Below are 24,997 nucleotides of genomic sequence, written 5' to 3'. Positions count from 1 at the left end.
TGAGCAGGCCGTATCGAGCGCGGCCGACCGGCATCGACGCCGGTCTTCGCCGGTGCCGGGTACAGGCCGGTGGGATCGGTCCCGGTGCGGGGCGTCCGGGAAGGTCAGTCGGAAGGTGCCGGGAGCCCCCGGGACAGTTGCGTCAGGACCTTGCGCAAGACGGTCGTGACCGGGGTCGGCGGGTCGGAATGCGAGTAGGTGTCGAGCGCGATCAGGTAGGCGGCGTTGACCGTGGCCGCGACCAGTCTGGGGTACAGGTCGGTGGGTTCGGTGCCGGTGCGCTGCGCGATCGCGACGATGAGCTCGTCACCGAGCGCTTTCGCCGCGGCGGCCTGCATATCGGGTGCGGCCCGCAGTTTGCGGGTTTCGGCGAGCATCGCGGGTGTCGGCGGACCCCCGGCACCGTCTTCGCGCAGGGGTTCGACGAGAGCCTCGGTCAGCGCGGTCCACAGCGGTTCGCCGGCCGGGCGGGTGAGGAGCAGGGCGGCGCTGCGGCGCAGGCGCTCTATGTGCCGGTAGGCCAGTGCTTCGAATTTTCCGGCGAAGTAGTTGTTGAAGGTGCGTACGGATACTCCGGCGCGGTCGGCGATGTCCTCCCGGACCACATTGTCGATGCCTCGCTCGAACATCAGCTCCAGTGCGGCATCGCTGAGTGCCTTGCGGGTATCGCGTTTCTTTCGCTCCCGCAGGCCCGGGTGTGGTTCGTCGCCCATGCCTCTAGCCTCCCATAAAATTGCCCATCAGGCAATGTTTCCTGGTGGGCAATTTTAGGCCACGGTTATGACCCGGCGAGCCGCCGGTAACCGGCATGCCAGAGCCATTCCACCGGCCCACGCTCGAACCGGCGCAGCCAGAAATGCGCGAACAGCGCGATCACCAGGACCACCACCAGATAGGTGGCCACGGTGAACGCAACCCGGGCGTCCGGCGCGAACCGCGCGGCCAGCCCGAAGCCCCAGCCGTAGCAGATGATCGCGGCCACCAGGTTCTGCAGGATGTAGCAGCTGAGCGCGGCGCGGCCGATCTCCGACAACCTCCGGCCGGTGAATCCCGTCGCGCGCCGGCGCACGTAGAACTCGGCGACCAGGGCCAGGATCGCCAGCGATACCAGCGGCGCGACCGCGTACCGGGTCACCAGCACCCAGTCACCGCCGCCGAACACGCCGAGCAGCAGGTCGACCGGCGCGGCAACGCCGAAACCGAGCACCAGCAGCCGACGGCGCAACCGTGCACCGCCGGGAACGAAGACACCCGCGTGGAACAGCCGGGCGCCGAGGAGGAACAGCGCGATCGACAGCGGCAGGATCAGCACCGCCTCGAACCGGAACAGGCCGGCGTTCTCGACCCGGAACAGCACCAGATCCCAGAACGACCCGTCGGCGTAGGGATTGGGGGACAGCGGTTCGGCCCCGGAACCGTCCGTGGACCCGGCCACGATGAGACTCAGGGCGTACAGCGCGATCAACGTGAGGTGCAGGCACAGCATGCCGATCAGCCATCGCCCCTGGGCGCGGGGACTGCGGGCGAGCAGGAACGCGACGATCAGGGCGGTCACCGCATACCCCATCAGCACGTCGAACTCCGCGATCAGAAGGAAATTGAGCAAACCGTCGAGGAACAGCAGCGCCGCCCGCCACGGATACTTACCGGGCCAGCGCCGGCCACTTCGCCGGGCCGAGGCCTGCTGGATGGCCAGCCCGATCCCGAACATCACGGTGAGCAGCCCCAGGAACTTCCCCTGGACGAGTTGCTGCAGCACTTTCTCCGCCCACATCCAGCCATCCTCGGGGGCCGTGACGAGTCGGTTCAGGTACCCGACCGTGCCCTCCGGGTCGGTGAGAATCCAGATATTGGTGCCGAGGGTGCCGAGAATGGCGATACCGCGCAGCACATCGAGCGCCACCAGCCGAGCGGGGCGCGGCGGTGCTCCGGTCGGCACGGAATCGGCTGCGGTACTGGTCATATCCCGAGCATGGGCGCAGCAACCCCATCCGGCATCCGCCATAAGTACGACTCCGGGGATGATTCGCCGGAGCGGGCCGGGCGCCGATCGCCTGCCGAACGCGAATCGTCGCCTACGCTCGATAGCATGCAGCGCATCATCGGTATCGAGGTCGAGTACGGGATTTCCACACCGACCGAACCGTCGGCCAACCCGATCCTCACCTCTACCCAGGCGGTACTGGCCTACGCCGCGGCCGAGGGGGTGCCCCGCGCCAAGCGCACCCGGTGGGACTACGAGGTGGAATCACCGCTGCGCGACGCCCGCGGTTTCGATCTGAGCCGGATGAACGGCCCCGCGCCGGTGATCGACGCCGACGAGGTCGGGGCGGCGAATATGATCCTGACCAACGGTGCCCGGCTCTACGTCGACCACGCCCACCCCGAATACTCCGCCCCCGAGGTCACCGACCCCATGGACGCGGTGATCTGGGACAAGGCCGGCGAGCGGGTGATGGAAGCCGCCGCCCGGCATGCCTCCAGTGTGCCCGGTGCGCCGCGGATGCAGTTGTACAAGAACAACGTCGACGGTAAGGGTGCCTCCTACGGCACCCACGAGAACTACCTGATGAGCCGGGAGACTCCGTTCAACGCGGTCATTCTCGGCCTCACCCCGTTCTTCGTCTCCCGTCAGGTGATCTGCGGATCCGGACGGGTCGGCATGGGGCAGTCCGGGGACAACGCGGGGTTCCAGCTATCGCAGCGGTCGGACTACATCGAGGTCGAGGTCGGCTTGGAGACCACCCTCAAACGCGGCATCATCAACACCCGCGACGAACCACACGCCGACGCCGACAAGTACCGCCGGTTGCACGTCATCATCGGCGACGCCAACCTGGCCGAGATGTCGACATACCTGAAGGTCGGCACCACCGCACTCGTGCTCGACCTGATCGAATCCGGCGCGGACCTCTCCGATATGCAACTGGCCCGCCCGGTCACCGCGGTGCACACGATCAGCCACGATCCCACCCTGCAGGCGAAGGTCGCCCTGGCCGACGGCCGCGAACTCACCGGACTGGCGATCCAGCGGCTCTACCACGAACGCGTCGCCAAATTCGTCGAGGAACAGGGCAACGACGACCCGCGCGTACGCGATATCCTCGACAACTGGTCGATGATCCTGGACAAGCTCGAACGCGATCCGATGGAGTGCGCCGACCTGCTCGACTGGCCGGCCAAACTGCGCCTGCTGGAGGGTATGCGCAGCCGGGAGGGTCTGGGCTGGGCCGCCCCCAAACTGCATCTGATGGATCTGCAGTATTCCGATGTCCGCCTCGACAAGGGGCTGTACAACCGGCTCGTGGCCCGCGGCTCGATGAAACGGCTGGTCACCGAACAGCAGGTGCTCGACGCCATGACCAAGCCCCCGACCGATACTCGGGCCTATTTCCGCGGTGAATGCCTGCGTCGTTTCGGTGCCGATATCGCGGCGGCGAGCTGGGACTCGGTGATCTTCGATCTGGGCGGCGATTCGCTCGTGCGGATCCCCACCCTCGAACCCCGGCGTGGGACCAAAGCCCATGTGGGCGATCTGCTCGACGGCGTCGATACCGCTGCTGACCTGGTGCAGAAGCTCACCGCCTGACCGCCGGGTCCGGCCGGCACGCGGGGTTTCCGGCTTCGAGGTGGGGCGTAATCCGACTACGTGTCGGCCCGGCTGGGTAGTGTTGAAGAACGAGCACATGAGGCTGCTCACGATTCGTCCGGTGCGAGCGAGCGCCGGTCGGTGGAAACAGAGGAGGTCGGCTGCGATGGCACAAGAGCAGACCAAACGCGCCGGGGGCGGCGACGATGACGAAGGCGTCGACGGCGTAGACGCCGCCGGTCAGGAGCGGCGCGAGAAGCTGGCGGAGGACACCGACGACCTGCTCGACGAGATCGACGATGTGCTCGAAGAGAACGCCGAAGACTTCGTTCGCGCCTACGTGCAGAAAGGTGGCCAGTGACCGCAGGTGACCCCTTGCGTCTCCATCTGGGGTACGCCCTGTCATCCTTTTCCGAACATTTGCGCCAGCACGCGCCGGATCTGCTGCCCAGCAACAGATTCGACACGCTGGGTCAGCCCACCGCCGCCGGGAACTCCGGCGGCGGTGCCGCGGGAGATATCGCACCGCACGGTACGACCGTGGTCGCGGTGTCCTACCGCGGTGGTGTGCTGATCGCCGGCGACCGGCGCTCCACCCAGGGCAACCTGCTGGCCGGCCGTGATGTGGAGAAGGTCCACATCACCGATACCTTCTCGGCCACCGGTATCGCCGGAACCGTGGGTATGGCCATCGAACTGGTGCGGTTGTTCGCGGTGGAACTCGAACACTACGAGAAGATCGAGGGTGTTTCGCTCACCTTCGACGGCAAGGCCAACAAGCTGTCGAAGATGGTGCGCGACAACCTCCCGGCGGCTATGCAGGGCCTGGCCGTGGTACCACTGCTGGTCGGTTTCGACCCGCAGGCCACGGATCCGGACCGGGCCGGGCGCATCGTCTCCTACGACGTGGTCGGTGGGCGCAGTGAGGAGCGGTTCGGTTTCACCGCCGTCGGCTCCGGTTCGATGTTCGCCAGAACATCGTTGAAGAAGCTGTACGCCAAGGGAATCGACGCCGATCGAGCATTGCGGATCGCGGTCGAATCCCTCGTCGACGCGTCGGACGACGACACCGCCACCGGCGGGCCCGATCTGCTGCGCGGTATCTATCCGACGGCGATCCTCATCGATGAGGAGGGGGCGGTCGAGGTGACCGAATCCCGGCTCGAGGAGATCGCTCGCGGTATCGCCGCCGACCGCCAGGCCGCCGAAGAAGGGAGCGCACGGGCATGACCATGCCGCTGTATGCGTCCGCCGAGCAGATTATGCGCGATAAGACCGAGCTCGCGCGTAAAGGGATCGGCCGGGGTCGCAGTGTTGTCGTGCTCTCCTACGCCGAAGGTGTGGTGTTCGTGGCGGAGAACCCGTCGGCCACCCTGCACAAGGTGAGCGAACTGTACGACCGCACCGGGTTCGCGGCGGTCGGCAAGTACAACGAATTCGAGAGCCTGCGCCGCGGCGGCATCCTGCAGGCCGATCTGCGGGGCTACCAGTACGACCGGCGCGATGTCACCGGCCGGGCACTGGCCAATGCCTACGCGCAGACTCTCGGGTCGATCTTCACCGACCAGCTCAAACCCTTCGAGGTGGAGATCTGCGTCGCCGAGGTGAGCTACCCCGGGCAGGAACCGGAATCGGTGCTCTACCGCATCACCTTCGACGGCTCGATCGTCGACGAACGCGACTATGTGGTGATGGGCGGTACGACCGAACCCATCGTCACTGCCCTGAAGGAGTCCTACCGGCCGGGCCTGGACCTGTCGGGCGCGATCCGGGTCGCGGTCGAGGCCCTGCAGGTGACCGAGGGACCGGACAAGGAGAAGCGTACGCTCGGCGTCGACTCCCTCGAGGTGGCCACCCTGGAACACGCCCGGCCGCGGCGGGCATTCCGCCGGATCAGCAAGGCCGCACTCGAGCGTCTGCTCTCCCCGCCGAGCGGCGAGGCGCCGGACAACGGAGAAAAATAGCCGGTAGCCCATGCCACCGAGACGCATCGGACCGGATGCGGCCCGGTGGCGTGGCCTGCGCGGTGCCCGGGGCCCGTGCATCTTGCGATCCCCTGTGCACCCACGGCGGCGCCGAGAGACTCATCAGGAACCCGAGGCGATCACCGCGCCGAAATCACACCCACCGGTCCAAGCGAGCCCTGACAGGCCCATACCAACCCCTTGGCGCAGCCGGCGGTGGTTGTCGAGTTCAGCACAACCCCGGCGCAACCAGCGGTGGCGCCGAGTTCAGCGAGGCCCTTGAAGGTTTTGGCCAAGGGGGGCCAAAACCCGCGCCGACGGAGTCGGCGCCGAAAACACAGACACCTCCAATATCATTACGTTTTTCGCACTCACCCGCAGGAATCATTCCGCGCTGTAATCTCGATAGTGTGCAGCGACGAATCTTGGGGATCGAGACCGAATTCGGTGTGACGTGCACCTTCCACGGACACCGCAGGCTCAGCCCCGACGAAGTGGCCCGGTATCTGTTCCGCCGGGTGGTGTCATGGGGGCGTAGTTCCAATGTGTTCCTCCGGAACGGCGCCCGGCTCTACCTCGACGTCGGTTCGCATCCGGAGTACGCCACCGCCGAATGCGACAGCCTGGTCCAGTTGGTCACTCATGACCGGGCCGGGGAGCGGGTGCTGGAGGAACTGCTCATCGATGCCGAGCAGCGCCTCGCGGAGGAGGGGATCGGCGGCGATATCTACCTGTTCAAGAACAACACCGATTCGGCCGGCAACTCCTACGGTTGCCATGAGAACTTCCTGGTCGTGCGGGCCGGTGAGTTCTCGCGGATCTCCGATGTCCTGTTGCCGTTCCTGGTGACGCGGCAGTTGATCTGCGGCGCCGGGAAGGTGTTGCAGACCCCGAAGGCGGCCACGTACTGCCTATCGCAGCGGGCCGAGCACATCTGGGAGGGAGTCTCGTCGGCGACCACTCGGTCGCGGCCGATCATCAATACCCGGGATGAGCCGCATGCCGATGCCGAGAAGTACCGGCGCCTGCATGTGATCGTGGGCGATTCGAATATGGCCGAGACCACCACCATGCTGAAGGTCGGTACGGCCGCGCTGGTGCTGGAGATGATCGAGGCCGGTGTGTCGTTCCGCGATTTCGCGCTCGACAATCCGATTCGCGCCATCCGCGAGGTCAGCCACGATCTGACCGGTCGCCGTCCGGTGCGGCTGGCCGGTGGGCGGCAGGCCAGCGCGCTCGATATCCAGCGCGAGTACTACGCCCGCGCCGTGGAGCATCTGCGCAACCGGGAGCGGGATCCGCAGGTCGACCAGGTCGTGGATCTGTGGGGGCGGACCTTGGATGCGGTGGAGTCCCAGGATTTCGCCAAGGTCGATACCGAGATCGACTGGGTGATCAAACGGAAGTTGTTCCAGCGTTACCAGGAGCGGTACGGGATGGAGTTGTCCGACCCGAAGATCGCCCAGCTGGACCTCGCCTATCACGACATCAAACGTGGTCGCGGCGTGTTCGATCTGCTGCAGCGTAAGGGGCTGGCGAAACGGATCACCGAGGACGATGCGGTCGATGCCGCCGTGGACACCCCACCGCAGACGACGCGCGCCAAGTTGCGCGGCGATTTCATCACCGCCGCCCAGGCGGCGGGGCGCGATTTCACCGTCGACTGGGTACACCTCAAGCTGAACGATCAGGCCCAGCGCACCGTGCTGTGCAAGGACCCGTTCCGTTCGGTCGACGAACGCGTGGATCGCCTCATCGCCTCCATGTAGGTTTTCGCGGCGTCGAAGGCATCGCGTACGAACCCTGCATTACGCTGTGTCGGGTGGCGATATCCAAGGTCGAGCGCCTGATGAATCTGGTCATCGCGCTACTGTCGACCCGGCAGTTCCTGACTGCGGAGCGGATCCGGGAGAGTGTCGCGGGGTACGAGGAGTGCGCCAGCGACGAGGCGTTCAGCCGGATGTTCGAGCGGGACAAGAACGAGCTCCGTGATCTGGGCATCCCGTTGGAGGTGGGTGCCTCGGGCCGGTTCTCGACGGTGGAGGGGTACCGGATCAACCGGGATGCGTATGAGCTACCCGATATCGATCTGAGCAGTGAGGAATCGGCCGCGGTGGCGGTGGCGCTGCAGATGTGGGAGTCCCCGGAGCTGGCGTCGGCGGCGGCCGGTGCGTTGCTGAAATTGCGGGCCGCCGGGATCCATGTGGAAACCGATACCGCGTTCGCCGCGATTCCCGCGGTGCCGGCGCGGACCCGGGGGTCCGAACCGGTGCTGGGCAAGTTGCTGGCGGCCATCGATGCCGGTCAGGCGGTGCGGTTCGAGCATCGCGGGGCCAGTAACGCGCCGTATCTGATGCGTGATGTCGAACCGTGGGGTGTGGTCACCCTGCGGGGCCGCTGGTATCTGGTGGGGCACGACCGCGATCGCGACGCGGTGCGAACTTTCCGGTTGTCCCGTATCGGCGAGGAAATCACCCCGTACGGGCCGCGTAACGCGGTGAAGGCGCCGGCCGGAACCGATCTGCGGGGGATCGTCGCGCAGGTGACCGGGACCGCGCCGGTCACCGGTTCCGCGACGATCTGGGTGGCGCAGGGGCGCGGCCGGGATCTGCGCCGGATCGGTGAGGTCGTCGGCAATCGCAGCGTCGGTGGCCGGCCGGGCAGTGTGCTGGAGGTGCCGATCCGGTCACAGCATTGGCTGGCCCGCCTGATCACCGGCCTGGGGTCGGATGCGCTGGTGCTGGAACCCGCGGACCTGCGTGCGGATGTGGTCGCGCGCTTGCGTTCGGTATTCGACCGGACCGAGGTGGCGCTGTGAGTACCCGGTTGTCGGCGCGGCTGTCGCGCCTGCTGAACATGGTGCCGTATTTCGTGGCCAACCCCGGTATCAGTGCCGCGGAGGCGGCCGCGGATCTGGGGGTCACCACCAAACAGCTCATGGCGGATCTGAATCAGCTGTGGATGTGCGGTCTGCCTGGCTATGGGCCCGGCGATCTGATCGATCTGTCGTTCTCCGAGGAGAGCGTGCAGGTCACCTTCACCGCCGGTATCGAGCGTCCGCTGCGCCTGACATCCATCGAGGCCACCGCGGTGCTGGTGGCGCTGCGGTCGATCGTCGATCTGCCCGGCATGGTGGATCCGACCGCGGCCCATGCGGCGATCGCGAAACTCGAGGCGGCGATTTCCGGGGGTGCGCCGGCTGCGACCTCGGTCGGGCCGCCCGAGGAGGCCCCGGCGGTCACCACCGTGCGTTCCGCGGTCGCGGCGGGCCGGGCGCTGCGGCTCGAGTACTACTCGGCCAGCCGGGACGTGGTGTCGACGCGGGTGGTGGATCCCATTCGTATCGTCGCGGTGGACGACAACAGCTACCTGCAGGGCTGGTGCCGGGAAGCGGAGGGGGTGCGCCTGTTCCGGTTCGATCGGATCGAATCGGCCGGGGAACTCGCCGAACCGTCGCAACCGCCGCAGGAGGCGCGGGCCACCGATGCGGGTCTGGACCTGTTCCAGGACGATCCGGCGGTCCCGCTGGCCCGGTTGCTGATCGCTCCCGATTACGGCTGGGTGCTGGATCAATATCCGATGCACCGGATGGCGGTGCACCCGGACGGGAGCCTGGAGGCGACGATGCGGTTCGCCACGCTGGACTGGATGGCGCGGCTCGTCCTCGGGTTCGGTTCCGGGGTGACGGTGCTGAGCCCGCCGGAACTGGTGGCGGCGGTCCGGGACCGCTCCGAGGCCGCGCTGGCGGCGTATCACGGCGCCGGACTGGACGAACCGGCCTGAACCGGCCTGCTCCGCCCACCCGCGAGGGTGCCGCGGAAGCGGCGCGACGGTGAACAGCGGTTGACAACGGCTGTGACATGCCTACGAGTGCCCCCGCTCCGGTTCGGTGCCGGCATTACGGCAGGTAGCATCAGAGAGACCACAGTCTTGGGAGGTTTCCACAATGATGGGCTCTATGAGCATCTGGCACTGGGTGATCGTCGCGGCGGTGTTCTTGGTGTTCTTCGGCGCGAAGCGGATGCCCGAGGCGGCTCGCGGGCTCGGCCGGTCGCTGCGGATCTTCAAGAGCGAGGTGAGCGAGATGCACAACGACAGCAAGTCCGCGAGCACCGGTGTCGCCACCCCCGCTCCGGAACTGCCTTCGGGCCGGGACACGAACGCGTCGGCCACCGAGACCCGGAGCGAGTCGAAAACGCTCTGAGGCCCGTCCGGCGTGGGCCCGGGCTCGCCCCGGGCCCGGTTGCGACGGCTGTCCACCCGGCGCTGCCGACCGGGCACCGATTCCCACCCCGCGCAGGTGAGCGCCGGGGTGGGTACAGTGCCGCAGGCCGAGCGGAGCGAGGCACGCTGATACGAGGCATCCACACATATGCGAATTCCGTTCGACCCCCGGCGCAGCAAACGGCGCACGAATCCCGACGGCACGATGTCGCTGGTCGAGCATCTCCGGGAGCTGCGCACCCGGCTGCTGATCTCTATCGCGGCCATCCTCGTCACCACGGTCCTGGGTTTCCTGTGGTACGCGAATTCGTTTCTCGGGATGGAGAGCCTCGGCGAGATCCTGCGCGGCCCTTATTGCGATCTGCCCGATTCGGCGCGGGCCGCCTTGTCCCCGGACGGGGAGTGCCGGCTGCTGGCGACCGGGCCGTTCGAGCAGTTCATGCTGCGGTTGAAGGTCGGTATGACGGCCGGGGTGGTGCTGGCCTGCCCGGTCTGGCTTTATCAGCTGTGGGCGTTCATCACGCCGGGTCTGTACCCGAAGGAACGTAAATACGGGATCGGCTTCGTGGCCTCGGGGTCGGTACTGTTCGTGGTCGGCGCGGTCCTGGCCTACTGGGTGATCGCGCACGCCCTGAGTTTCCTGCTCAGCATCGGCGACAATGTGCAGATCACCGCGCTGAGCGGTACCCAGTACTTCGGCTTCATCATCCAGCTGCTGATCATTTTCGGGGTCAGTTTCGAAACACCACTGCTCATCATCGGGCTCAACCTGATCGGGATCCTCACCTACGAGCGGTTGAAGGCGTGGCGCCGCGGCATCATCTTCGGCCTGTTCGTCTTCGCGGCCATTGTGACCCCGCAGGATCCGTTCTCGATGCTGGCCCTGGCCCTGGCCCTGACCGTGCTGTTCGAGGTGGCGGTGCAATTCGCGCGGGTCAACGACAGGCGGCGCGCCAAACGCGCCGAACAGGAGCTGGGTGCCCTCGACGACGAGCAGGCATCGCGGATCGGAGCGCCCTCCCCGGTCGACCCGGCGGCCCCGATCACCGCGACGGACCCGGTACGCGCACCCGGACCGGCCGAGGGGTCGGCACCGGACTATTCGGACACACTCTGAGCCGTCCGGCGTCGCCGGAGACGATCAGCGGATTTATCGGCGCGACCGGTGTCGTAATCCTCCATTAGTCTCGGACACGTGACACCGAACGCGTCGCTGACCGCCGAACTGTCCCGGTTCGCCGCCGAGCTGACATTCGAGCTGGACCCGTTTCAGCGCCAAGCCTGTACCGCCCTGGAAAACGGCCACGGGGTGCTGGTGTGCGCGCCCACCGGGGCCGGGAAAACGGTGGTCGGGGAATTCGCGGTCCATCTGGCGCTGGCCTCCGGCGGTAAATGTTTCTACACCACGCCCATCAAGGCATTGTCGAACCAGAAGTTCGCCGATCTGACCGAACGGTACGGCCGGGGCCGGGTAGGGCTGCTCACCGGCGATCAGTCCATCAACCCCGACGCGCAGGTGGTCGTGATGACCACCGAGGTACTGCGCAATATGATCTACGCGTCGTCGGACGCCCTGCGGGCGCTGTCGTATGTGGTGATGGACGAGGTGCACTACCTGGCCGACCGGTTCCGCGGCGCGGTCTGGGAAGAAGTGATCCTGCACCTACCGGCCGAGGTACGGCTCGTGAGCTTGTCCGCGACGGTGTCCAATGCCGAGGAGTTCGGTGCCTGGATGGAAACCGTGCGCGGCGATACCGCGGTAGTCGTGGACGAGACCCGGCCGGTGCCGCTGTGGCAGCACGTGATGGTCGGACGCCGGATGTTCGATCTGTTCGACAGCGAATCCTCCGATCAGCGCGTTCTCGTCGATTCCGATCTGGTCCGCTACATCAAACAGCGTGAGGCCGCCGACCGGATGGAGGGCTGGGGTGGACCCCGCGGCCGAGGTGGCCCGCGCCGCTTCTTCCGCCCGATGCCCAGGCCCGATGTGCTGGCCCGGCTCGACGAGGAAGGGCTGCTCCCCGCCATCACCTTCATCTTCAGCCGGGCCGGATGCGACGGCGCGCTGGCACAGTGCCTGCGCTCGGGGCTGAACCTGAGTGGCGCGGCCGACCCGGAAGTCGTGGACGCGATCATCGATAAACACACCGGCGAGCTGCCGCGCGCGGATCTGGAAGTGCTCGGTTACTGGGAATGGCGTGAGGCGCTGCACCGGGGGCTGGCCTCGCATCACGCCGGGATGCTGCCCGCATTCCGGCATACGGTCGAGGAGTTGTTCGTCAAAGGGCTGGTGCGGGCGGTGTTCGCCACTGAAACCCTCGCCCTGGGGATCAATATGCCCGCGCGCACAGTCGTGCTGGAGCGGCTGGTCAAATTCAACGGCGAAACACATGCCGAGCTGACGCCGGGGGAGTACACGCAGCTCACCGGCCGCGCGGGCCGCCGCGGTATCGATGTCGAGGGGCATGCGGTGGTGCTCTGGCAACCCGAGGTCGATACGAGTGCGGTGGCCGGGCTGGCCTCCACCCGCACCTATCCGCTGCGCAGTTCCTTCAAACCCGGCTACAACATGTCGATCAACCTGATCGACCGGCTGGGGTCCGATGAGGCGCGGATGCTGCTGGAGCGGTCGTTCGCGCAGTTCCAGGCCGATCGTTCGGTGGTGGGCCTGGTCCGCGGGATCGAGCGGAATGTTGGCCAGCTCCGCAAACTCGCCGCGCAACTCGGTGGCGAGGAGGGGGATTTCCTCGAATACTTCGGCCTGCGGGAACGGATCAAACAGCGAGAACGGCAGCTGAACCAGCAGACCCGCAGCGACCGGCGTACCGCCGGGGTCGCGGCACTGACCGAATTGCGGCGCGGTGATGTGGTCGCCATCGGTGCCGGCCGCCGCGCCGGTCTGGCGGTGATCCTGGAACCCGATGCCACACCGGGCGATCCGCGTCCGCTGGTGCTCACCGAGGACAAATGGGCGGGACGGGTATCGGTCGCCGATTTCCCGGTGCCCGCCGAACCGCTGGGCCGGATGCGGTTACCGCGCCGGGTCGACCATCGCACGGCCCGCACCCGCCGCGATCTGGCGTCGGCGTTGCGCAGTACCGGGATCACCGCGCCCAGCCGTGGCCGCCGCGACAAACGCGCCCGCGGTGCGGACGATCCGGAACTGGCGACATTGCGGCGCACCCTGCGCGCCCACCCCGCGCATTCGCGGCCCGATCGCGAACAGCTGGCCCGGGTAGGGGAGCGCTACAACCGGGTGCGCCGGGAAACCGAGGCCATGCGGCAGAAGGTCGCGGCGACCACGAATTCGCTGGCCCGCACCTTCGACCGGATCGTCGGCCTGCTGGAGGAGCGCGGATTCGTGCACGACGGCGAGGTCACCGCGGATGGGCGGCGGCTGGCCCGGATCTACGCCGAAAGCGATCTGCTGGTGGCCGAATGTCTGCGCCAGGGGCTGTGGCGCGGTCTGGGGCCGGCCGAACTGGCGGCCGTCGTCTCGATTCTGGTATTCGAATCCCGCAGTGAGGGCGGCTATCTCGGGGCCACGGGACCGACCGCACCGATCCGCCGGGCGGTGGCCGATACCATCGCCCAGTGGTCGCGGCTGCGTACCGACGAATCCGAGCACCGGCTCGCGCCGACCCGCGAACCCGATCTCGGTTTCGTCGACGGAATCTACAAATGGGCCCGCGGCGATGCCCTCGTGGACGCCATGCTGGCCGGTGGGGATCAGGGCACGCCGTTATCGGCCGGCGATTTCGTGCGCTGGTGCCGCCAGGTGATCGATCTGCTCGACCAGATCCACAGCACCGCAGACGATACCGAGGTCGCGGCCACCGCAGCCAAGGCCGTACGGGCGATCCGGCGCGGTGTCGTCGCCGTGGACGCGGCATGAGAGAGTCAGGCCCGGAGGCGGTAGTGCGATACCTCCGCCTTCGCTGCGGCCTCCGCATCCGGATGCGAGAGGCGATCGTCGGCCTCGCTCATGCCACAGTAGAAACAGCGTGAGACCATCGATTGTGATTTGATTTCAACCGCACGCGGGGGGCTACCGTGTGTTTGACGATGCGAGTGGAGGCAACCAGATGAGTGGGCCGTACGGACCGAACGACGCCCCGGGACCCGGGGAGGGACGTAACGATCCCACCCAGGTCTGGGGTGGGCAGCAGCCGCCCGGCGCAGCGCCGCAGTGGGGGAACCAGCCACCCGCACAGCCCCCGAACGATCCCCAGCAGGCGCAGGCCACCCAGCAATGGGGCAGTGGTGACCAGAGCGGTCAGCAGTGGCAGCCGCAGCCACAGCAGTGGAGCCAGCCGCAACCCCAGCCGCAGCAGCCTCAGCCGTGGAGCGATCCGACTCAGCAGCAGTGGGGTCAGCAGCCGCCGCCACAGCAGTGGGGGGATCCGAACCAGCCCCAGCAGCCACAGCAGGCGCAGCAGCAATGGGGGGATCCGAACCAGCCCCAGCAGCCACAGCAGGCGCAGCAGCAGTGGGGGGACCCGAACCAGCCGCAGCAGCAGTGGGGCGACCCGAATCAGCAGCAACAGCAGTGGGGTCAGCAGCCGCAGCCGCAGGCCCAATCCGGGCAATGGGGGCAGCCGGGCCAGCAGCAGTGGGGCGCGCAGCAGCAACCCACCGGCGGGGGCGGTAAGAAAACCGGCATGATCGTCGGGCTCGTGCTGCTCGGTGTGGTGGTCGTGGCCGCTGTGGTGGTCGCGATCCTGATGCTGACCGCCAAGGACGAACTCGATCAGGCCGCGGTGCAGACCGGGGTGGCGAAGGTGCTCGAGGAGTCCTACGGAATCGAGGACGTCAAGGATGTCCGGTGCCCGGCGGGACAGGAGGTCGCGGTGGACGCGACGTTCACCTGTGATCTGAAGGTCGGTGGCGAAGACAAGACCGTCAATATCAAGATCACCAAGGAAGACGGGACCTACGAGGTCGGCCGGCCGAGCTGATTGCCTCCGGTTGCGGCGCCGCGGTTTTCGGCCCGTCCCTGCTGATGGCGTTCGACGCTTGCGGCTTCGCTGCATGGCGTCGAGCGCTACAGCAGGGACGGGCCGAACTCTTTCCGGCCTTGTCGGACTCGACTCCGGACCTGCCGACCCCCGTGCCGCTGGTGCACAGGAAGCAATCTCCATATGACGATATGTGCATCTAACAGGATGTCGGTGATCGCGCTGAGATCGGACCAGAGCGAACTGACCGTACCTCGACGAGGTCCACGCGACCGCTGGAATACAGCACCAGCCTTGCTCTGCCACTCAACGTGATCGCGGTGGTACTCCGGTGGGGTCGGTGGATAGTGCTCCAGGAGTGCTCGCAAACCGTCGTGATCGGCTCGATTTCCGCCGGCTCGCGGTCCATCCCGACACGGGGATATCGCGGACGGCTGTGGGCCGCGGAGACCTGGCCCCCGTACCGATCGACGGATATCTCCGCCCGGCCAGGGCACCCGGACCTTTCCCGGCGCCCGGTAGTGGACCGGTCAGGCGCAGGTGGCGAGGGCCGCGATCAGACGTTTGACGGGGCTTTCGGCGTTGTAGGTGGTGGCCAGCTCCTGCAGCGCCTCCGCGTCGGCCGGGATGGGGTGCAGGATATCGGGGCGGGACAGGATCACATCCGCGTCGCGGACCACCCGCACCACCGGGGCCGCGGCGTCGAGATAGTCGGCAGCGGCGCGGAGTTTGGCGCGGACACCCTGGGCGAGTTCGGCGCCGGGATCGTCCACGGCGGCGCGTAGCGCCTCGAGTGAACCGAACCGGCTGATCAGGGTGGCGGCGGTTTTCTCGCCGATTCCCGGCGCACCGGGCAGTCCATCGGACGAGTCACCACGCAATGTGGCCATATCGGCATAGGCGGGGCCGGCGTTCTCCAGCGGGACGCCGTATTTGGCCGCTATCTCGGCGGGGCCGAAGAGTTCGGCCTTGGCCAGCCCGCGACCGGCATAGAGCACCCGGACCGGCGGTGCGGGTGTATCGCGTACGAGTTGCAGCAGATCGCGGTCGCCGCTGACCACGACCACCGGATCGGTGCGTTCGGTGGAGGCCAGGGTGCCGAGCACATCATCGGCCTCGAGACCGGCTGCGCCGCCGGTGGCGATACCGGCGGCGGCCAGCACCTCCAGAATCATCTCGACCTGCGGTGTCAACCGGTCCGGTACCACTTCGGCGCCCGGTTCGGCGCCGGCGGAGGTATCCAGGCGGTGCGTTTTGTAGGTCGGCACCAGATCCACCCGGAACTGCGGGCGCCAATCCAGATCCAGGCAGACCACCAGGCGAGCCGGGCGATGCCGGGTGATGAGAGCGGCCACCATATCGGTGAATCCGCGCAGGGCGTTCACCGATCTGCCGTCCGGTGCGGTGATCTTGTCCGGGATGGCGTGGAAAGCCCGGAACCACAGACTCGCTCCGTCCAGCAGCAGCAGTGGACGCGGTGCGGATTCGGTCGTAGTCACCCGCCGGAATCTACCGGGCCCCACCGACGGATCCGGTGTACCGCCCCCGGACACCGGGTAAGTTCGAGATCATGAGCGCGCACACGGAGTCACGGTTCGCGGCGGAAATCTACGAGCAGCGGCTGGAGCGGGCGGTACAGCTGATCCGCGAAGCGCATCTGGACGCGCTGCTCATCACTCCCGGCCCCGACCTGCGGTATCTCATCGGATCGTCCGCGCAATCGTTCGAGCGGCTCACCTGCCTGGTGATCACCTCCGATAAGGCAACCCCCTCGGTGGTCGTGCCGAAACTGGAGGTCGCCGGGCTGCAGGAGTCAGCGGTGGACGAGCTGGGACTGCGGGTCCTGGACTGGGTGGACGGTGTGAACCCCTACGACCTGGTGCAGTCGGCACTGCATATCGGGTCGCGGGTGGCGGTCGCCGATGCCATGCCCGCGCTGCATCTGCTGCCGCTGGCGCACAGTTTTAGCGGATTGCCCGTTTCGGCGACCCCGGTGCTGCGGGAACTGCGCATGATCAAGGACGACGCCGAAATCGAGGCGCTGCGCCGCGCCGGTGCCGCCATCGACCGCGTCCATGCCCGGATGGGCGAATTCCTGCAGGTGGGGCGCACCGAGGCCGAGGTCGGTAAGGACATCACCGACGCGATCGTGGCCGAGGGGCATACCGGCGCCGAATTCGTCATCGTCGGCAGCGGGCCCAACGGCGCCATACCGCACCACGAGGTGTCGGACCGGCGAATCGAGGCCGGTGATGTGGTGGTCATCGATATCGGCGGTCCGGTGGAACCCGGCTACTACTCCGATTCCACCCGCACCTACGTCCTCGGCAAACCGGATCCCGAGATCGCCGCCCGCTGCGCCGAACTGGAACGGGCGCAGGCGGCTGCCGTCGCTGCGGTCCGCCCGGGGGTGCGGGCCGCGGCGGTGGACGCGGCGGCCCGCGATCCGCTGGAGGCCGCCGGGCTCGGGGCGGCGTTCGTCCACCGCACCGGGCACGGGATCGGTCTGTCGGTGCACGAGGAGCCCTATATCGTCGCGGGCAACGATCTGGAGCTGCGCGCCGGTATGGCTTTCAGTATCGAACCGGGGATCTATTTCCCCGGTGAATGGGGCGCCCGGATCGAGGACATCGTGGTGGTCACCGAGGACGGTTGCGTCCCGATGAACCAGCAGCCGCACGGACTCACCGTCCTGCCCGCCTGACGGTCGCCCGGGCCGAGGGGCACACCCGCCACTCGGCGGCAGCCGGTCGCCCAGTTCGATGCTGTGGTATTACCGCGAGCCGACGGACGCCCACCGTCGTACCCGCGATGACTGCACTCCGCCGGAGCGCTCGGATGAGGAATCGGCAGGTGGCGCGAAACGGCTCGGAATCCGGGTGCGGCTGCCTCCACCGACTGGGGCGTTCCTGCCGAGATGCGTCGTTTCAGGCGGTCCGCAAGGCGATTCCGCACAGCACCCGGCGGACTTCGATCGCGAGGACCACGCGGGCCGGGTTCTCCCGCGGCGTGCGATAACGCTCGGCGTAGCGGCGTTCGGCTTCCCGGACCTGCGCCGGTTCGTCCAGAACCGTGGCCGGACCCTCCAGGGTGAGCCAGCGCCGGCCGTCGACCTGGCCGACCGAGGCGTAACCCGACCGCCGTACGTTCCGGGCCTTCACCGAGCTGCCGTTGGTGATCACGCGGACCAGCCCGGCGGCACCGTCCCAGGTGAAGCCCACCGGCACCACATGCGGGGTGCCGTCCGCCCGCAGGGTGGTGAGAGTGGCCAGATGCCGTTCGGTGAGGAACTCGACGGCGGCGGGTGACAATTCGACGGTATGGGTTGCCATACCAGGACCGTAGCGGGTGACATGGACCGGACTCGGGTCTCCCGGTGCGGGTCGTGACCGGCCCCGGATGACAGACTGAGCGCATGGTTGTGCGTCGTAGACGAGGGATCGACCCGGGCACAGTGCTGGTGCTGGGCGGACGCAGCGAAATCGGTCTGCAGGTCGCGCTGCGGCTGGCTCCCGGCCGGGCCGTGGTCCTGGCCGCGCGCCGGTGCGAGGAACTACACACCGAAACGGCGGCGCTCACGGCGGCCGGTGCGACGGCGGTTCATCCGGTCGAATTCGATGCCGCCGACACCGCGAGCCATCCGGCGTTGCTGGCCAAGATCGTCGCCGATTACGGCCCGGTCGGTGTCGCGGTCCTGGCGTTCGGTGTACTGGGTGATCAGGCCCTGGCCGAGGCGGACCCCGGCCACGCGCTGGCCGTGGTGCATACCGATTACACCGCCCAGCTCAGCGTCCTCACCGTGCTGGCCAACGAGTTCCGCGCCCAGCGCAGCGGACATCTCGTCGTTTTCGGTTCGGTGGCGGGGGTGCGGGTCCGGCGGGCGAATTACGTCTACGGGTCGGCCAAGGCCGGGCTGGACGGTTTCGCCAGCGGTCTGGCCGATGCACTGCACGGTAGCGGGGTGCATCTGCTGCTCGCCCGCCCAGGTTTCGTGATCGGCCGGATGACCGAGGGGATGAGTCCGGCGCCGTTCTCCAGCACGCCCGACCAGGTGGCGGACGCGGTCGTGGGTGCGCTGGGCCGCCGGGCGGGCCAAGTGTGGATACCCGGGATTCTGCGCCCCGTATTTTTCGGAATGCGCCTGCTGCCCCAGGCAGTCTGGCGGCGGCTGCCGCGGTGAGGGGGTGCACCGCCCTTTGGCCCCACGATCCTTCCACCACCGGGTGCGGCTTACGTCCCGTCGTCTGCCCGGAGCAATCCATATCGGCTCCGCGAGGACGTGACACTGCCGGAGCAACTCCGGGAGGCACGGTATGAACGCCGCCCCGGCGATCCGGTGGGCCGGGCCACGTATTCCGGTGGTCGGCATCGGCGCCGACGGCTGGGCGGGGCTCTCGGAGACGTCGCGTGAGGCGTTGCGGGAACGCACGGTGTTGCTGGCTTCGGACCGGCAGCTTGCCCTGCTGCCGGCCGAGATCACCGCCGATCGCCGGCCTTGGCCCTCACCGCTGGTGCCGGCGCTACCGGGTCTGCTGACGGATCTGCGCGGTACCCGGCTCGGGATACTCGCCAGCGGCGACCCCATGTTCTACGGCATCGGCACGACGCTGGCGCGGTTGCTCGGCCCCGAATCGCTGCGGGTACTGCCCCAGCCGTCGTCGGCCTCGCTGGCCTGCGCCCGGCTCGGCTGGCCGCTTCCCGAGGTCGGCATCGTGAGCGCGGTCGGCCGGCCGGTCCGACGGGTGCTTCCGGAACTGATCGACGGCCGGCGTGTCCTCGTCCTCAGCGCGGATGCCGGGACGCCCGCCGAGATCGTGGAACTGTTGCGTTCCCACGGATTCGGGCCCTCCCGTGTGACGTTGCTGGAGCAACTGGGTGGCCCGGCCGAACGGATCGTCTCGGATCTGGCCGCGGACTGGCGGGAAGTCCCCGGTGACCCGCTCAATATTGTCGCGATCGCGGTGACCGGCGAACCCGGACATCCGCGTCGCACCCGGCAACCGGGACTGCCCGATTCCGCGTATACCGGCGACGGTCAGCTCACCAAATCGGAAATCCGGGCATTGACCCTCGCCGCGCTCGAGCCGGGTCCGGGAGAGACCCTGTGGGATATCGGCGGCGGGTCCGGCAGTATCGCCATCGAATGGTGCCGCACGCATCCGTCCTGCCGGGCGGTGACATTCGAAATCCTGGACCGGCGCCGCGAGCAGATCGCCGGGAATGCCCGCGCGCTGGGCGTTCCCGATATCGAGGTGCGCGGAGAGGCGGTGGCCGAGCTCACCGGTGATGCGGTACCGGGCGTGCCCGACGCGATCTTCCTCGGGGGCGGCCTCACCACGCCGCAACTGTTCGAGCGATGCTGGTCGCGGCTGCCCGCGGGTGGGCGGCTCGTGGCCAATGCGGTCACGGCGGAATCGGAAGCACTGCTGATCTCGTGGACCGGGGAGTACGGCGGGGAACTGCGCCGGTTCCAGATCTACCGCGGCGAGCCGTTGGGTCGTTTCACGACCTGGCGTCCGCAGCTACCGGTGACACAGTGGTCGGTCGTGAAAGGGGGATAGGCCGCTGCTGGTGACTGTGCCGTTCGAATGGACGAATCGGACAGCGGGAGTAGTGTCGGTGTGCGTTCCGAGCGTGGGTCATCGGGCTCGCGCGCAACGTCGGAGAACACGAGTGAAATACAAGAGATTCGCCGCCACCGCGATCATGGCGGCCGCGGCCACCGGGATCGCCGCCGGCACCGGCTACGCCGCTCCTGCTCCCGCGGCACCAGCCGTCGAACAGCAGGCGAACGCGGTACCGGAGGTCACCGGTCACGACGGCGGCGTCGATTACACCCTGGCCCTGGCCGAGGCCGGTAAATCGCTGGTCACCACGGTTTCCGGGGGCGCGTTCAGTCTCGATGCCGCCAACAATGCGGTAGTGCTGACCAATGCCGCCGGGGAACGCCTCACCAGCATTCCGCTGAGCCGGCAGACCGGTGGCCAGGTGGTCGCCGTCGCCGCCACCATCGACGAGGACAGCAGCCGGCTGACCCTCACCCCGCAGGCAACCCCCGTGGCGGGTGCGCCGGCGCAGGCCCAATTCATCGGTGCCCAGCAGTGGTTCATGAACGAACTGCAGGACGCCTCGCTGGGTGCGGCCGTGGGCGCGGCCATCGGTGCGGGAATCGGCTTCCTGTTCCTGGGAATCGGACTGCTCCCGGGCGCCATCATCGGCGCCGGTATCGGGCTCGCGGTGGCCGGTGGGCCGCCGCTGCTGGATTCGGCGATGGCCTACTTCAGCGGGCAGCCCTGAGAATCCTGCTACTGGGCGGCACCGGGGAGGCCCGGGAACTGGCCCACGCACTGGCCGGCGAGCCAGGACTCGAGATCGTGTCCTCGCTCGCCGGTCGCGTATCCGACCCGGTGCGTCCCGGCGGGACCGTTCGGGTCGGCGGCTTCGGCGGTGTCGAGGGACTGCGGAACTGGTTGACGGACAACGCGATAGAGCTGATCATCGACGCCACCCATCCGTTCGCCGCGACCATGACCGCGCATGCCGCGCAGGCGAGCACGGAGCTGGGTCTGCCCATGATCCGGCTGAACCGCCCGGGCTGGACCGCCGGTCCCGGCGACCACTGGTTGCGAGTCCCGGACCTTGCCGCGGCCGCCCGAGTTTCCGCGGATACCGGCGACCGGATCCTGCTCACCATCGGCCGGCAGGGGGTCGGTGCTTTCGCCGGATACACCCGTCCGTGGTACCTGATCCGCGCCATCGACCCACCCGACGCCGCACTGCCGCCCCGCCACGAGATCCTGCTGGCTCGGGGCCCTTTCACAGTGGAGTCGGAAAGCGCGTTGCTGGCGGAACAACGTATCGAGGTGCTGGTCACCAAGGACAGCGGCGGCGCGGCGACCGCGGCCAAACTCGTCGCGGCCCGGGAATCGGGTATTCCCGTGGTGATGGTCGACCGGCCGCCGGCACCGACCGGGCTCATCGAGGTCGCGTCTGTCGGTGCTGCGCGTGAATGGGTGACCGATTATGCTGCCGCGCAAGATAACCGGTCGTCCGAGCGCAGATGAACCCGGTTCGTGCGGGAGGCGGCAGGCTTGAACGGCGGGACGCCGGTGCCGGAATGCGATCGCTAGGTCTCGGGGCCCAAGATTTCCGGTAGTCGGTCGAACCACTCCAGAACGGCACGCTCGTAACCGATCCCGAACTCCAAGGTGGCCCGCGCGTACGGGGGCATGGTCCGCGCCGACTCGGCCCGGTAGTGGTCCAGCCGCTCTCGATGCACCTTTCGACTGTTGTCGATGATGGCGGCCAGATGTGCGCGGTCCAGATGGCCACCGAAATGCAGAGTGAGCAGCAGCGGGAATCGGATGGTCTCCGCACTCGGATCGCGGGCGATCCATTCGGCGAACTCCGCGCGCCCGGCCTCGGTGATCCGATACGGGGTGCGCTCCCGGGCGCCGGTTTCCCCCTTCACCACCAGACCCGCCGCGTCCATGGTGGCCAATTCCCGGTAGACCTGGCTTTGGGTGATGGTCCAGAAATCGCCGATCCGCTCCTGCGCGAGGGTCACCAGATCCCACCCGGACATCGGTCCCTCGTGCAGGAAACCCAGCAACGAGGCGGCCGTGGAGTTCAATGGCCGCTTCCGATTGCCGTTCACCACGTAACCCCTTTCCCGACGTTATTCCATAGTGGAATGCTATCGGATCGGGGTGTCAGCCGTGATATCGCCGTGCGGTGAAAACCCGCGGCGCGTCGTCGCCGCCGACCACGGCAGTGGTGGAGGCGCCGATGATCAGCAGGGTGCGCATATCGACCTCGGCGGGATCGAGCTCGCCGAGCGGCACCACCCGCACCGATTCCTGCGGACCTCCGACATCGCGGCCGAGGACCACCGGGGTGTCCGGCGCGCGGTGTTCGAGCAGGATGTCCTTCATCGCCCCGACCTGCCAGGTGCGCTTACTCGACGCCGGGTTGTAGACCGCGATCGCCATATCGGCGGCGGCGACGGCCGCCAGTCGTCGCGCCACCACCTCCCACGGTTTCAGGCGGTCCGACAGCGAGATGGTCGCGTAATCGTGGCCCAGTGGTGCACCCACCCGGCTGGCCACCGCATTCGCCGCCGTGACGCCCGGCAGTACCCGCACCGGCACCCCCGCCCATTGCGGGCCGGCGGATTCCTCGAGCACCGCGGCCGCCATGGCGAACACCCCGGGATCGCCGGAGGACACCACGACCACCCGCCCGCCGCGAGCGGCGAGGTCCAGAGCCATGGCGGCGCGTTCGGATTCGACCCGGTTATCGCTGGCGTGACGGCGCTGACCGGTGCGCATCGGGACCCGGTCGATGTAGGTGGTGTAGCCGACGAGATCGGTTGCGGCGGCGAGCGCGGCGGTGACCTCCGGGGTGGTCCAGGCGGTATCACCCGGGCCGAGTCCGACGACGACGACTTCACCCGTGCCCGTTCGGGATTGCACCGTTCCCCCAGGGCCCGGTTCGCGGCGCGAGTCGTGGGCTTCGAGTGCGGAGCTCGGGCCGAGGCCGCTTGTCGCCGTGGTCCACTCGCCGTCATCGCGTGACGCGGCACCGCGATCTCCGTCCCGAGCCGGCAGGTCGCCGTCGGCGCCGGGGGCGGTGGCCGGTTCTGCGATCGCGACTCCTGAGCCGGCCGAGTGCAGGCCGTGGGCCGTGTCGGATTCGTCCGAGGATATCGCCCCGGGACGTTTGCCCACCGGCAATACGGTCGTCGGTTCCGGTCCCGGCACGATGGTGATCGCGAAATAGGGAACCTGTGATTCGTCGACATCACCGGCGGCCAGGACGCGTTCGCGGCCGGTGCTGGCCCGTTCCACGTAGTAGGCGCGGTCGAGCCGCCCCGAGTCGGCGAGCGCCTTGCGGACGGCCGGGTAGGTGCGGCCGAGTTTCATGATCGCGGCCGCATCGCCGGCGGCGAGCCGGCGAGTGAGTTCCTCGGGGGCCATGGTGCCGGGGAGCACGGTGAGCACCTGTTCGCCCTCCACGAGCGGCGTGCCCAGGGCCGCTGTCGCCGCGCTCACCGAGGTGATACCCGGAATGATCTCCGCTTCGAACCGGTCGGCCAGCCGCCGGTGCATATGCATATAGGAGCTGTAGAACAGCGGATCCCCGGCGGCCAGCAATGCCACCGACCGGCCCGCCGCCAGATGCGCGCCCAGCCGCTCGGCGGCCGCGGCGTAGAACTCGTCGATGGCGCCCTGGTAGCCGCCCGGATGGTCGGTGGTCTCGGTGGTCACCGGATAGATCAGATGCTCTTCGAGCTGACCCGGCCGCATATACGGTTCCGCGATCCCACGCGAGATACTGCGGCCGTGGCGGGCGCTGTGGAACGCGATCACATCGGCTTCGGCGATGATCCGCGCCGCCTTCACCGTCACCAGTTCCGGGTCCCCGGGACCCAGTCCGACACCCCAGAGTTTTCCGGTCCGCACGGTCATTCCTCTTCGCTCGCGATCGCGTTCAGGGCCGAGGCGGTGATCGCGCTACCACCACGCCGGCCGCGGACCGTCAGATATTCCAGGCCCGAGCTCTCCGTGAGGGCTTCCTTGGATTCGGCGGCGCCGACGAAGCCCACCGGGATGCCCAGTACCGCAGCAGGTGCGGGGCCGCCGGCCGCGACCATGTCCAGCAGGTGGAACAGCGCGGTCGGCGCGTTTCCGATGGCCACCACGGCACCCTCGAGGCGGTCGCGCCACAATTCCAGCGCGGCCGCCGAGCGGGTGGTGCCGAGCCGGGCCGCGAGATCGGGGACCCGCGGGTCACGCAGCAGGCACAGCACCTCGTTGTCGGCGGGTAACCGGGTGCGGGTGACGCCGGACGCCACCATATTCGCGTCGCACAGGATGGGCGCGCCGCCCCGCAGAGCGCGCCGCGCCGCCGCCACCACACCGGGCGTGAACCCGATATCGCGCGCCAGATCGACCTGGCCGCACCCGTGGATCATCCGCACCACCACCTGCGCGATATCCGCGGGAAACCGATCGAGATCGGCTTCGGAGCGGATGATCGAGAACGATCGGCGATAGATCTCGCCCGCGTCGGTGAGATAGCCGGTGCGTGTGTCGGACATGGGCACACCTTATGCGGGGCCGCGCCGGCCGGGCAGGTGCGGGCGCCTGAAACGGCGCCCGCGCCCGCACCTTCCCCCGGGGTGCGGTGACCGCGGACGCGGAAATGCCCCGTATCACTCCGATCATGCCCGGATGCCCGTCCACGTCGCGGTTCATGGG

General features: G+C 68.1%; 23 protein-coding genes. 16 read left to right on the top strand and 7 right to left on the bottom strand.

Annotated features, from left to right (window positions below; genetic code table 11):
• Window positions 1-104: 104 nt before the first annotated feature.
• Both ACFWPH_RS01665 and ACFWPH_RS01660 read right to left on the bottom strand, forming a co-directional pair.
• Entirely contained in the window at window positions 105-713 is a 609-nt protein-coding gene (locus ACFWPH_RS01665) for a TetR family transcriptional regulator (protein WP_378747507.1), read from the bottom strand.
• Window positions 714-778: 65 nt separating this feature from the next.
• Window positions 779-1,963, bottom strand: coding sequence for a DUF418 domain-containing protein (locus tag ACFWPH_RS01660; protein WP_378747506.1), 1,185 nt, complete (start codon window positions 1,961-1,963; stop codon window positions 779-781).
• Window positions 1,964-2,089: 126 nt separating this feature from the next.
• Here ACFWPH_RS01660 and dop point away from each other — a divergent pair, with 126 nt between their 5' ends.
• The 11 genes from dop to ACFWPH_RS01605 all read left to right on the top strand — a co-directional run bounded on the left by dop (window position 2,090) and on the right by ACFWPH_RS01605 (window position 14,735).
• Window positions 2,090-3,589 carry a depupylase/deamidase Dop gene (dop, locus tag ACFWPH_RS01655; protein ID WP_280413756.1) on the top strand — a complete coding sequence of 500 codons (1,500 nt, stop codon included), beginning with the start codon at window positions 2,090-2,092 and terminating at the stop codon, window positions 3,587-3,589.
• Between the two features lie 166 nt (window positions 3,590-3,755).
• Window positions 3,756-3,950 carry a ubiquitin-like protein Pup gene (locus ACFWPH_RS01650; protein WP_030521323.1) on the top strand — a complete coding sequence of 65 codons (195 nt, stop codon included), beginning with the start codon at window positions 3,756-3,758 and terminating at the stop codon, window positions 3,948-3,950.
• Window positions 3,947-4,819 carry a proteasome subunit beta gene (gene prcB / locus ACFWPH_RS01645; protein WP_378747505.1) on the top strand — a complete coding sequence of 291 codons (873 nt, stop codon included), beginning with the start codon at window positions 3,947-3,949 and terminating at the stop codon, window positions 4,817-4,819. The genes ACFWPH_RS01650 and prcB overlap by 4 nt, the downstream gene beginning before the upstream one ends.
• On the top strand, window positions 4,816-5,553 hold the full coding sequence (gene prcA / locus ACFWPH_RS01640; protein WP_378747504.1) for a proteasome subunit alpha: 738 nt from the start codon (window positions 4,816-4,818) through the stop codon (window positions 5,551-5,553). Before prcB ends, prcA begins: the two co-directional genes overlap by 4 nt.
• 410 nt (window positions 5,554-5,963) lie before the next feature.
• Complete coding sequence (gene pafA / locus ACFWPH_RS01635) at window positions 5,964-7,322, top strand: Pup--protein ligase (protein WP_033241763.1); 1,359 nt, start codon at window positions 5,964-5,966, stop codon at window positions 7,320-7,322.
• A gap of 53 nt (window positions 7,323-7,375) precedes the next feature.
• The gene (locus tag ACFWPH_RS01630) at window positions 7,376-8,371 is read left to right on the top strand and encodes a helix-turn-helix transcriptional regulator (protein WP_378747503.1); all 996 of its coding nucleotides are present in this window, start codon (window positions 7,376-7,378) and stop codon (window positions 8,369-8,371) included.
• Complete coding sequence (locus ACFWPH_RS01625) at window positions 8,368-9,336, top strand: YafY family protein (RefSeq protein WP_280460621.1); 969 nt, start codon at window positions 8,368-8,370, stop codon at window positions 9,334-9,336. The genes ACFWPH_RS01630 and ACFWPH_RS01625 overlap by 4 nt, the downstream gene beginning before the upstream one ends.
• 166 nt (window positions 9,337-9,502) lie before the next feature.
• The gene (tatA, locus tag ACFWPH_RS01620) at window positions 9,503-9,757 is read left to right on the top strand and encodes a Sec-independent protein translocase subunit TatA (RefSeq protein WP_280416142.1); all 255 of its coding nucleotides are present in this window, start codon (window positions 9,503-9,505) and stop codon (window positions 9,755-9,757) included.
• 168 nt (window positions 9,758-9,925) lie between these two features.
• On the top strand, window positions 9,926-10,894 hold the full coding sequence (gene tatC / locus ACFWPH_RS01615) for a twin-arginine translocase subunit TatC (protein ID WP_378747502.1): 969 nt from the start codon (window positions 9,926-9,928) through the stop codon (window positions 10,892-10,894).
• Window positions 10,895-10,972: 78 nt separating this feature from the next.
• Window positions 10,973-13,672: a DEAD/DEAH box helicase gene (locus ACFWPH_RS01610; RefSeq protein ID WP_378747501.1), complete on the top strand. Its 2,700-nt coding sequence runs from the start codon at window positions 10,973-10,975 to the stop codon at window positions 13,670-13,672.
• A gap of 190 nt (window positions 13,673-13,862) precedes the next feature.
• On the top strand, window positions 13,863-14,735 hold the full coding sequence (locus ACFWPH_RS01605) for a DUF4333 domain-containing protein (RefSeq protein ID WP_378747500.1): 873 nt from the start codon (window positions 13,863-13,865) through the stop codon (window positions 14,733-14,735).
• Window positions 14,736-15,265: 530 nt separating this feature from the next.
• Here ACFWPH_RS01605 and ACFWPH_RS01600 read toward each other — a convergent pair.
• On the bottom strand, window positions 15,266-16,234 hold the full coding sequence (locus tag ACFWPH_RS01600) for a 5'-3' exonuclease H3TH domain-containing protein (RefSeq protein ID WP_378747499.1): 969 nt from the start codon (window positions 16,232-16,234) through the stop codon (window positions 15,266-15,268).
• 71 nt (window positions 16,235-16,305) lie between these two features.
• Between ACFWPH_RS01600 and ACFWPH_RS01595 the strand changes: the two genes are divergently transcribed.
• Complete coding sequence (locus tag ACFWPH_RS01595; protein ID WP_378747498.1) at window positions 16,306-17,439, top strand: M24 family metallopeptidase; 1,134 nt, start codon at window positions 16,306-16,308, stop codon at window positions 17,437-17,439.
• 223 nt (window positions 17,440-17,662) lie between these two features.
• Here the strand turns inward: ACFWPH_RS01595 and ACFWPH_RS01590 are convergent, their stop codons facing one another.
• Complete coding sequence (locus tag ACFWPH_RS01590) at window positions 17,663-18,067, bottom strand: PPOX class F420-dependent oxidoreductase (RefSeq protein WP_280462677.1); 405 nt, start codon at window positions 18,065-18,067, stop codon at window positions 17,663-17,665.
• Window positions 18,068-18,150: 83 nt separating this feature from the next.
• Between ACFWPH_RS01590 and ACFWPH_RS01585 the strand changes: the two genes are divergently transcribed.
• The 4 genes from ACFWPH_RS01585 (at window position 18,151) to ACFWPH_RS01570 (ending at window position 21,799) form a co-directional block, all read left to right on the top strand.
• On the top strand, window positions 18,151-18,915 hold the full coding sequence (locus ACFWPH_RS01585; protein ID WP_378747497.1) for an SDR family NAD(P)-dependent oxidoreductase: 765 nt from the start codon (window positions 18,151-18,153) through the stop codon (window positions 18,913-18,915).
• Between the two features lie 133 nt (window positions 18,916-19,048).
• On the top strand, window positions 19,049-20,296 hold the full coding sequence (gene cbiE / locus ACFWPH_RS01580; protein WP_378747496.1) for a precorrin-6y C5,15-methyltransferase (decarboxylating) subunit CbiE: 1,248 nt from the start codon (window positions 19,049-19,051) through the stop codon (window positions 20,294-20,296).
• 112 nt (window positions 20,297-20,408) lie between these two features.
• On the top strand, window positions 20,409-21,032 hold the full coding sequence (locus ACFWPH_RS01575) for a hypothetical protein (protein WP_378747495.1): 624 nt from the start codon (window positions 20,409-20,411) through the stop codon (window positions 21,030-21,032).
• Window positions 21,029-21,799: a cobalt-precorrin-6A reductase gene (locus ACFWPH_RS01570; RefSeq protein ID WP_378748209.1), complete on the top strand. Its 771-nt coding sequence runs from the start codon at window positions 21,029-21,031 to the stop codon at window positions 21,797-21,799. The genes ACFWPH_RS01575 and ACFWPH_RS01570 overlap by 4 nt, the downstream gene beginning before the upstream one ends.
• Before the next feature lie 62 nt (window positions 21,800-21,861).
• On the opposite strand, the gene ACFWPH_RS01565 is transcribed toward ACFWPH_RS01570, so the two are convergent.
• The 3 genes from ACFWPH_RS01565 to ACFWPH_RS01555 are packed head-to-tail and all read right to left on the bottom strand — an operon-like array spanning window position 21,862 to window position 24,837.
• On the bottom strand, window positions 21,862-22,392 hold the full coding sequence (locus tag ACFWPH_RS01565; protein ID WP_378747494.1) for a PadR family transcriptional regulator: 531 nt from the start codon (window positions 22,390-22,392) through the stop codon (window positions 21,862-21,864).
• A gap of 55 nt (window positions 22,393-22,447) precedes the next feature.
• A complete protein-coding gene (locus ACFWPH_RS01560) occupies window positions 22,448-24,205 on the bottom strand; it encodes a precorrin-2 C(20)-methyltransferase (RefSeq protein WP_378747493.1) in 1,758 nt (585 codons plus the stop codon).
• The gene (locus ACFWPH_RS01555) at window positions 24,202-24,837 is read right to left on the bottom strand and encodes a precorrin-8X methylmutase (protein ID WP_378747492.1); all 636 of its coding nucleotides are present in this window, start codon (window positions 24,835-24,837) and stop codon (window positions 24,202-24,204) included. Before ACFWPH_RS01555 ends, ACFWPH_RS01560 begins: the two co-directional genes overlap by 4 nt.
• Window positions 24,838-24,997: the final 160 nt, after the last annotated feature.

The organism is Nocardia sp. NPDC058499 (assembly GCF_042719915.1).
Taxonomy (GTDB): Bacteria; Actinomycetota; Actinomycetes; order Mycobacteriales; family Mycobacteriaceae; genus Nocardia.
This window is presented reverse-complemented; position numbering and strand designations above follow the sequence as displayed.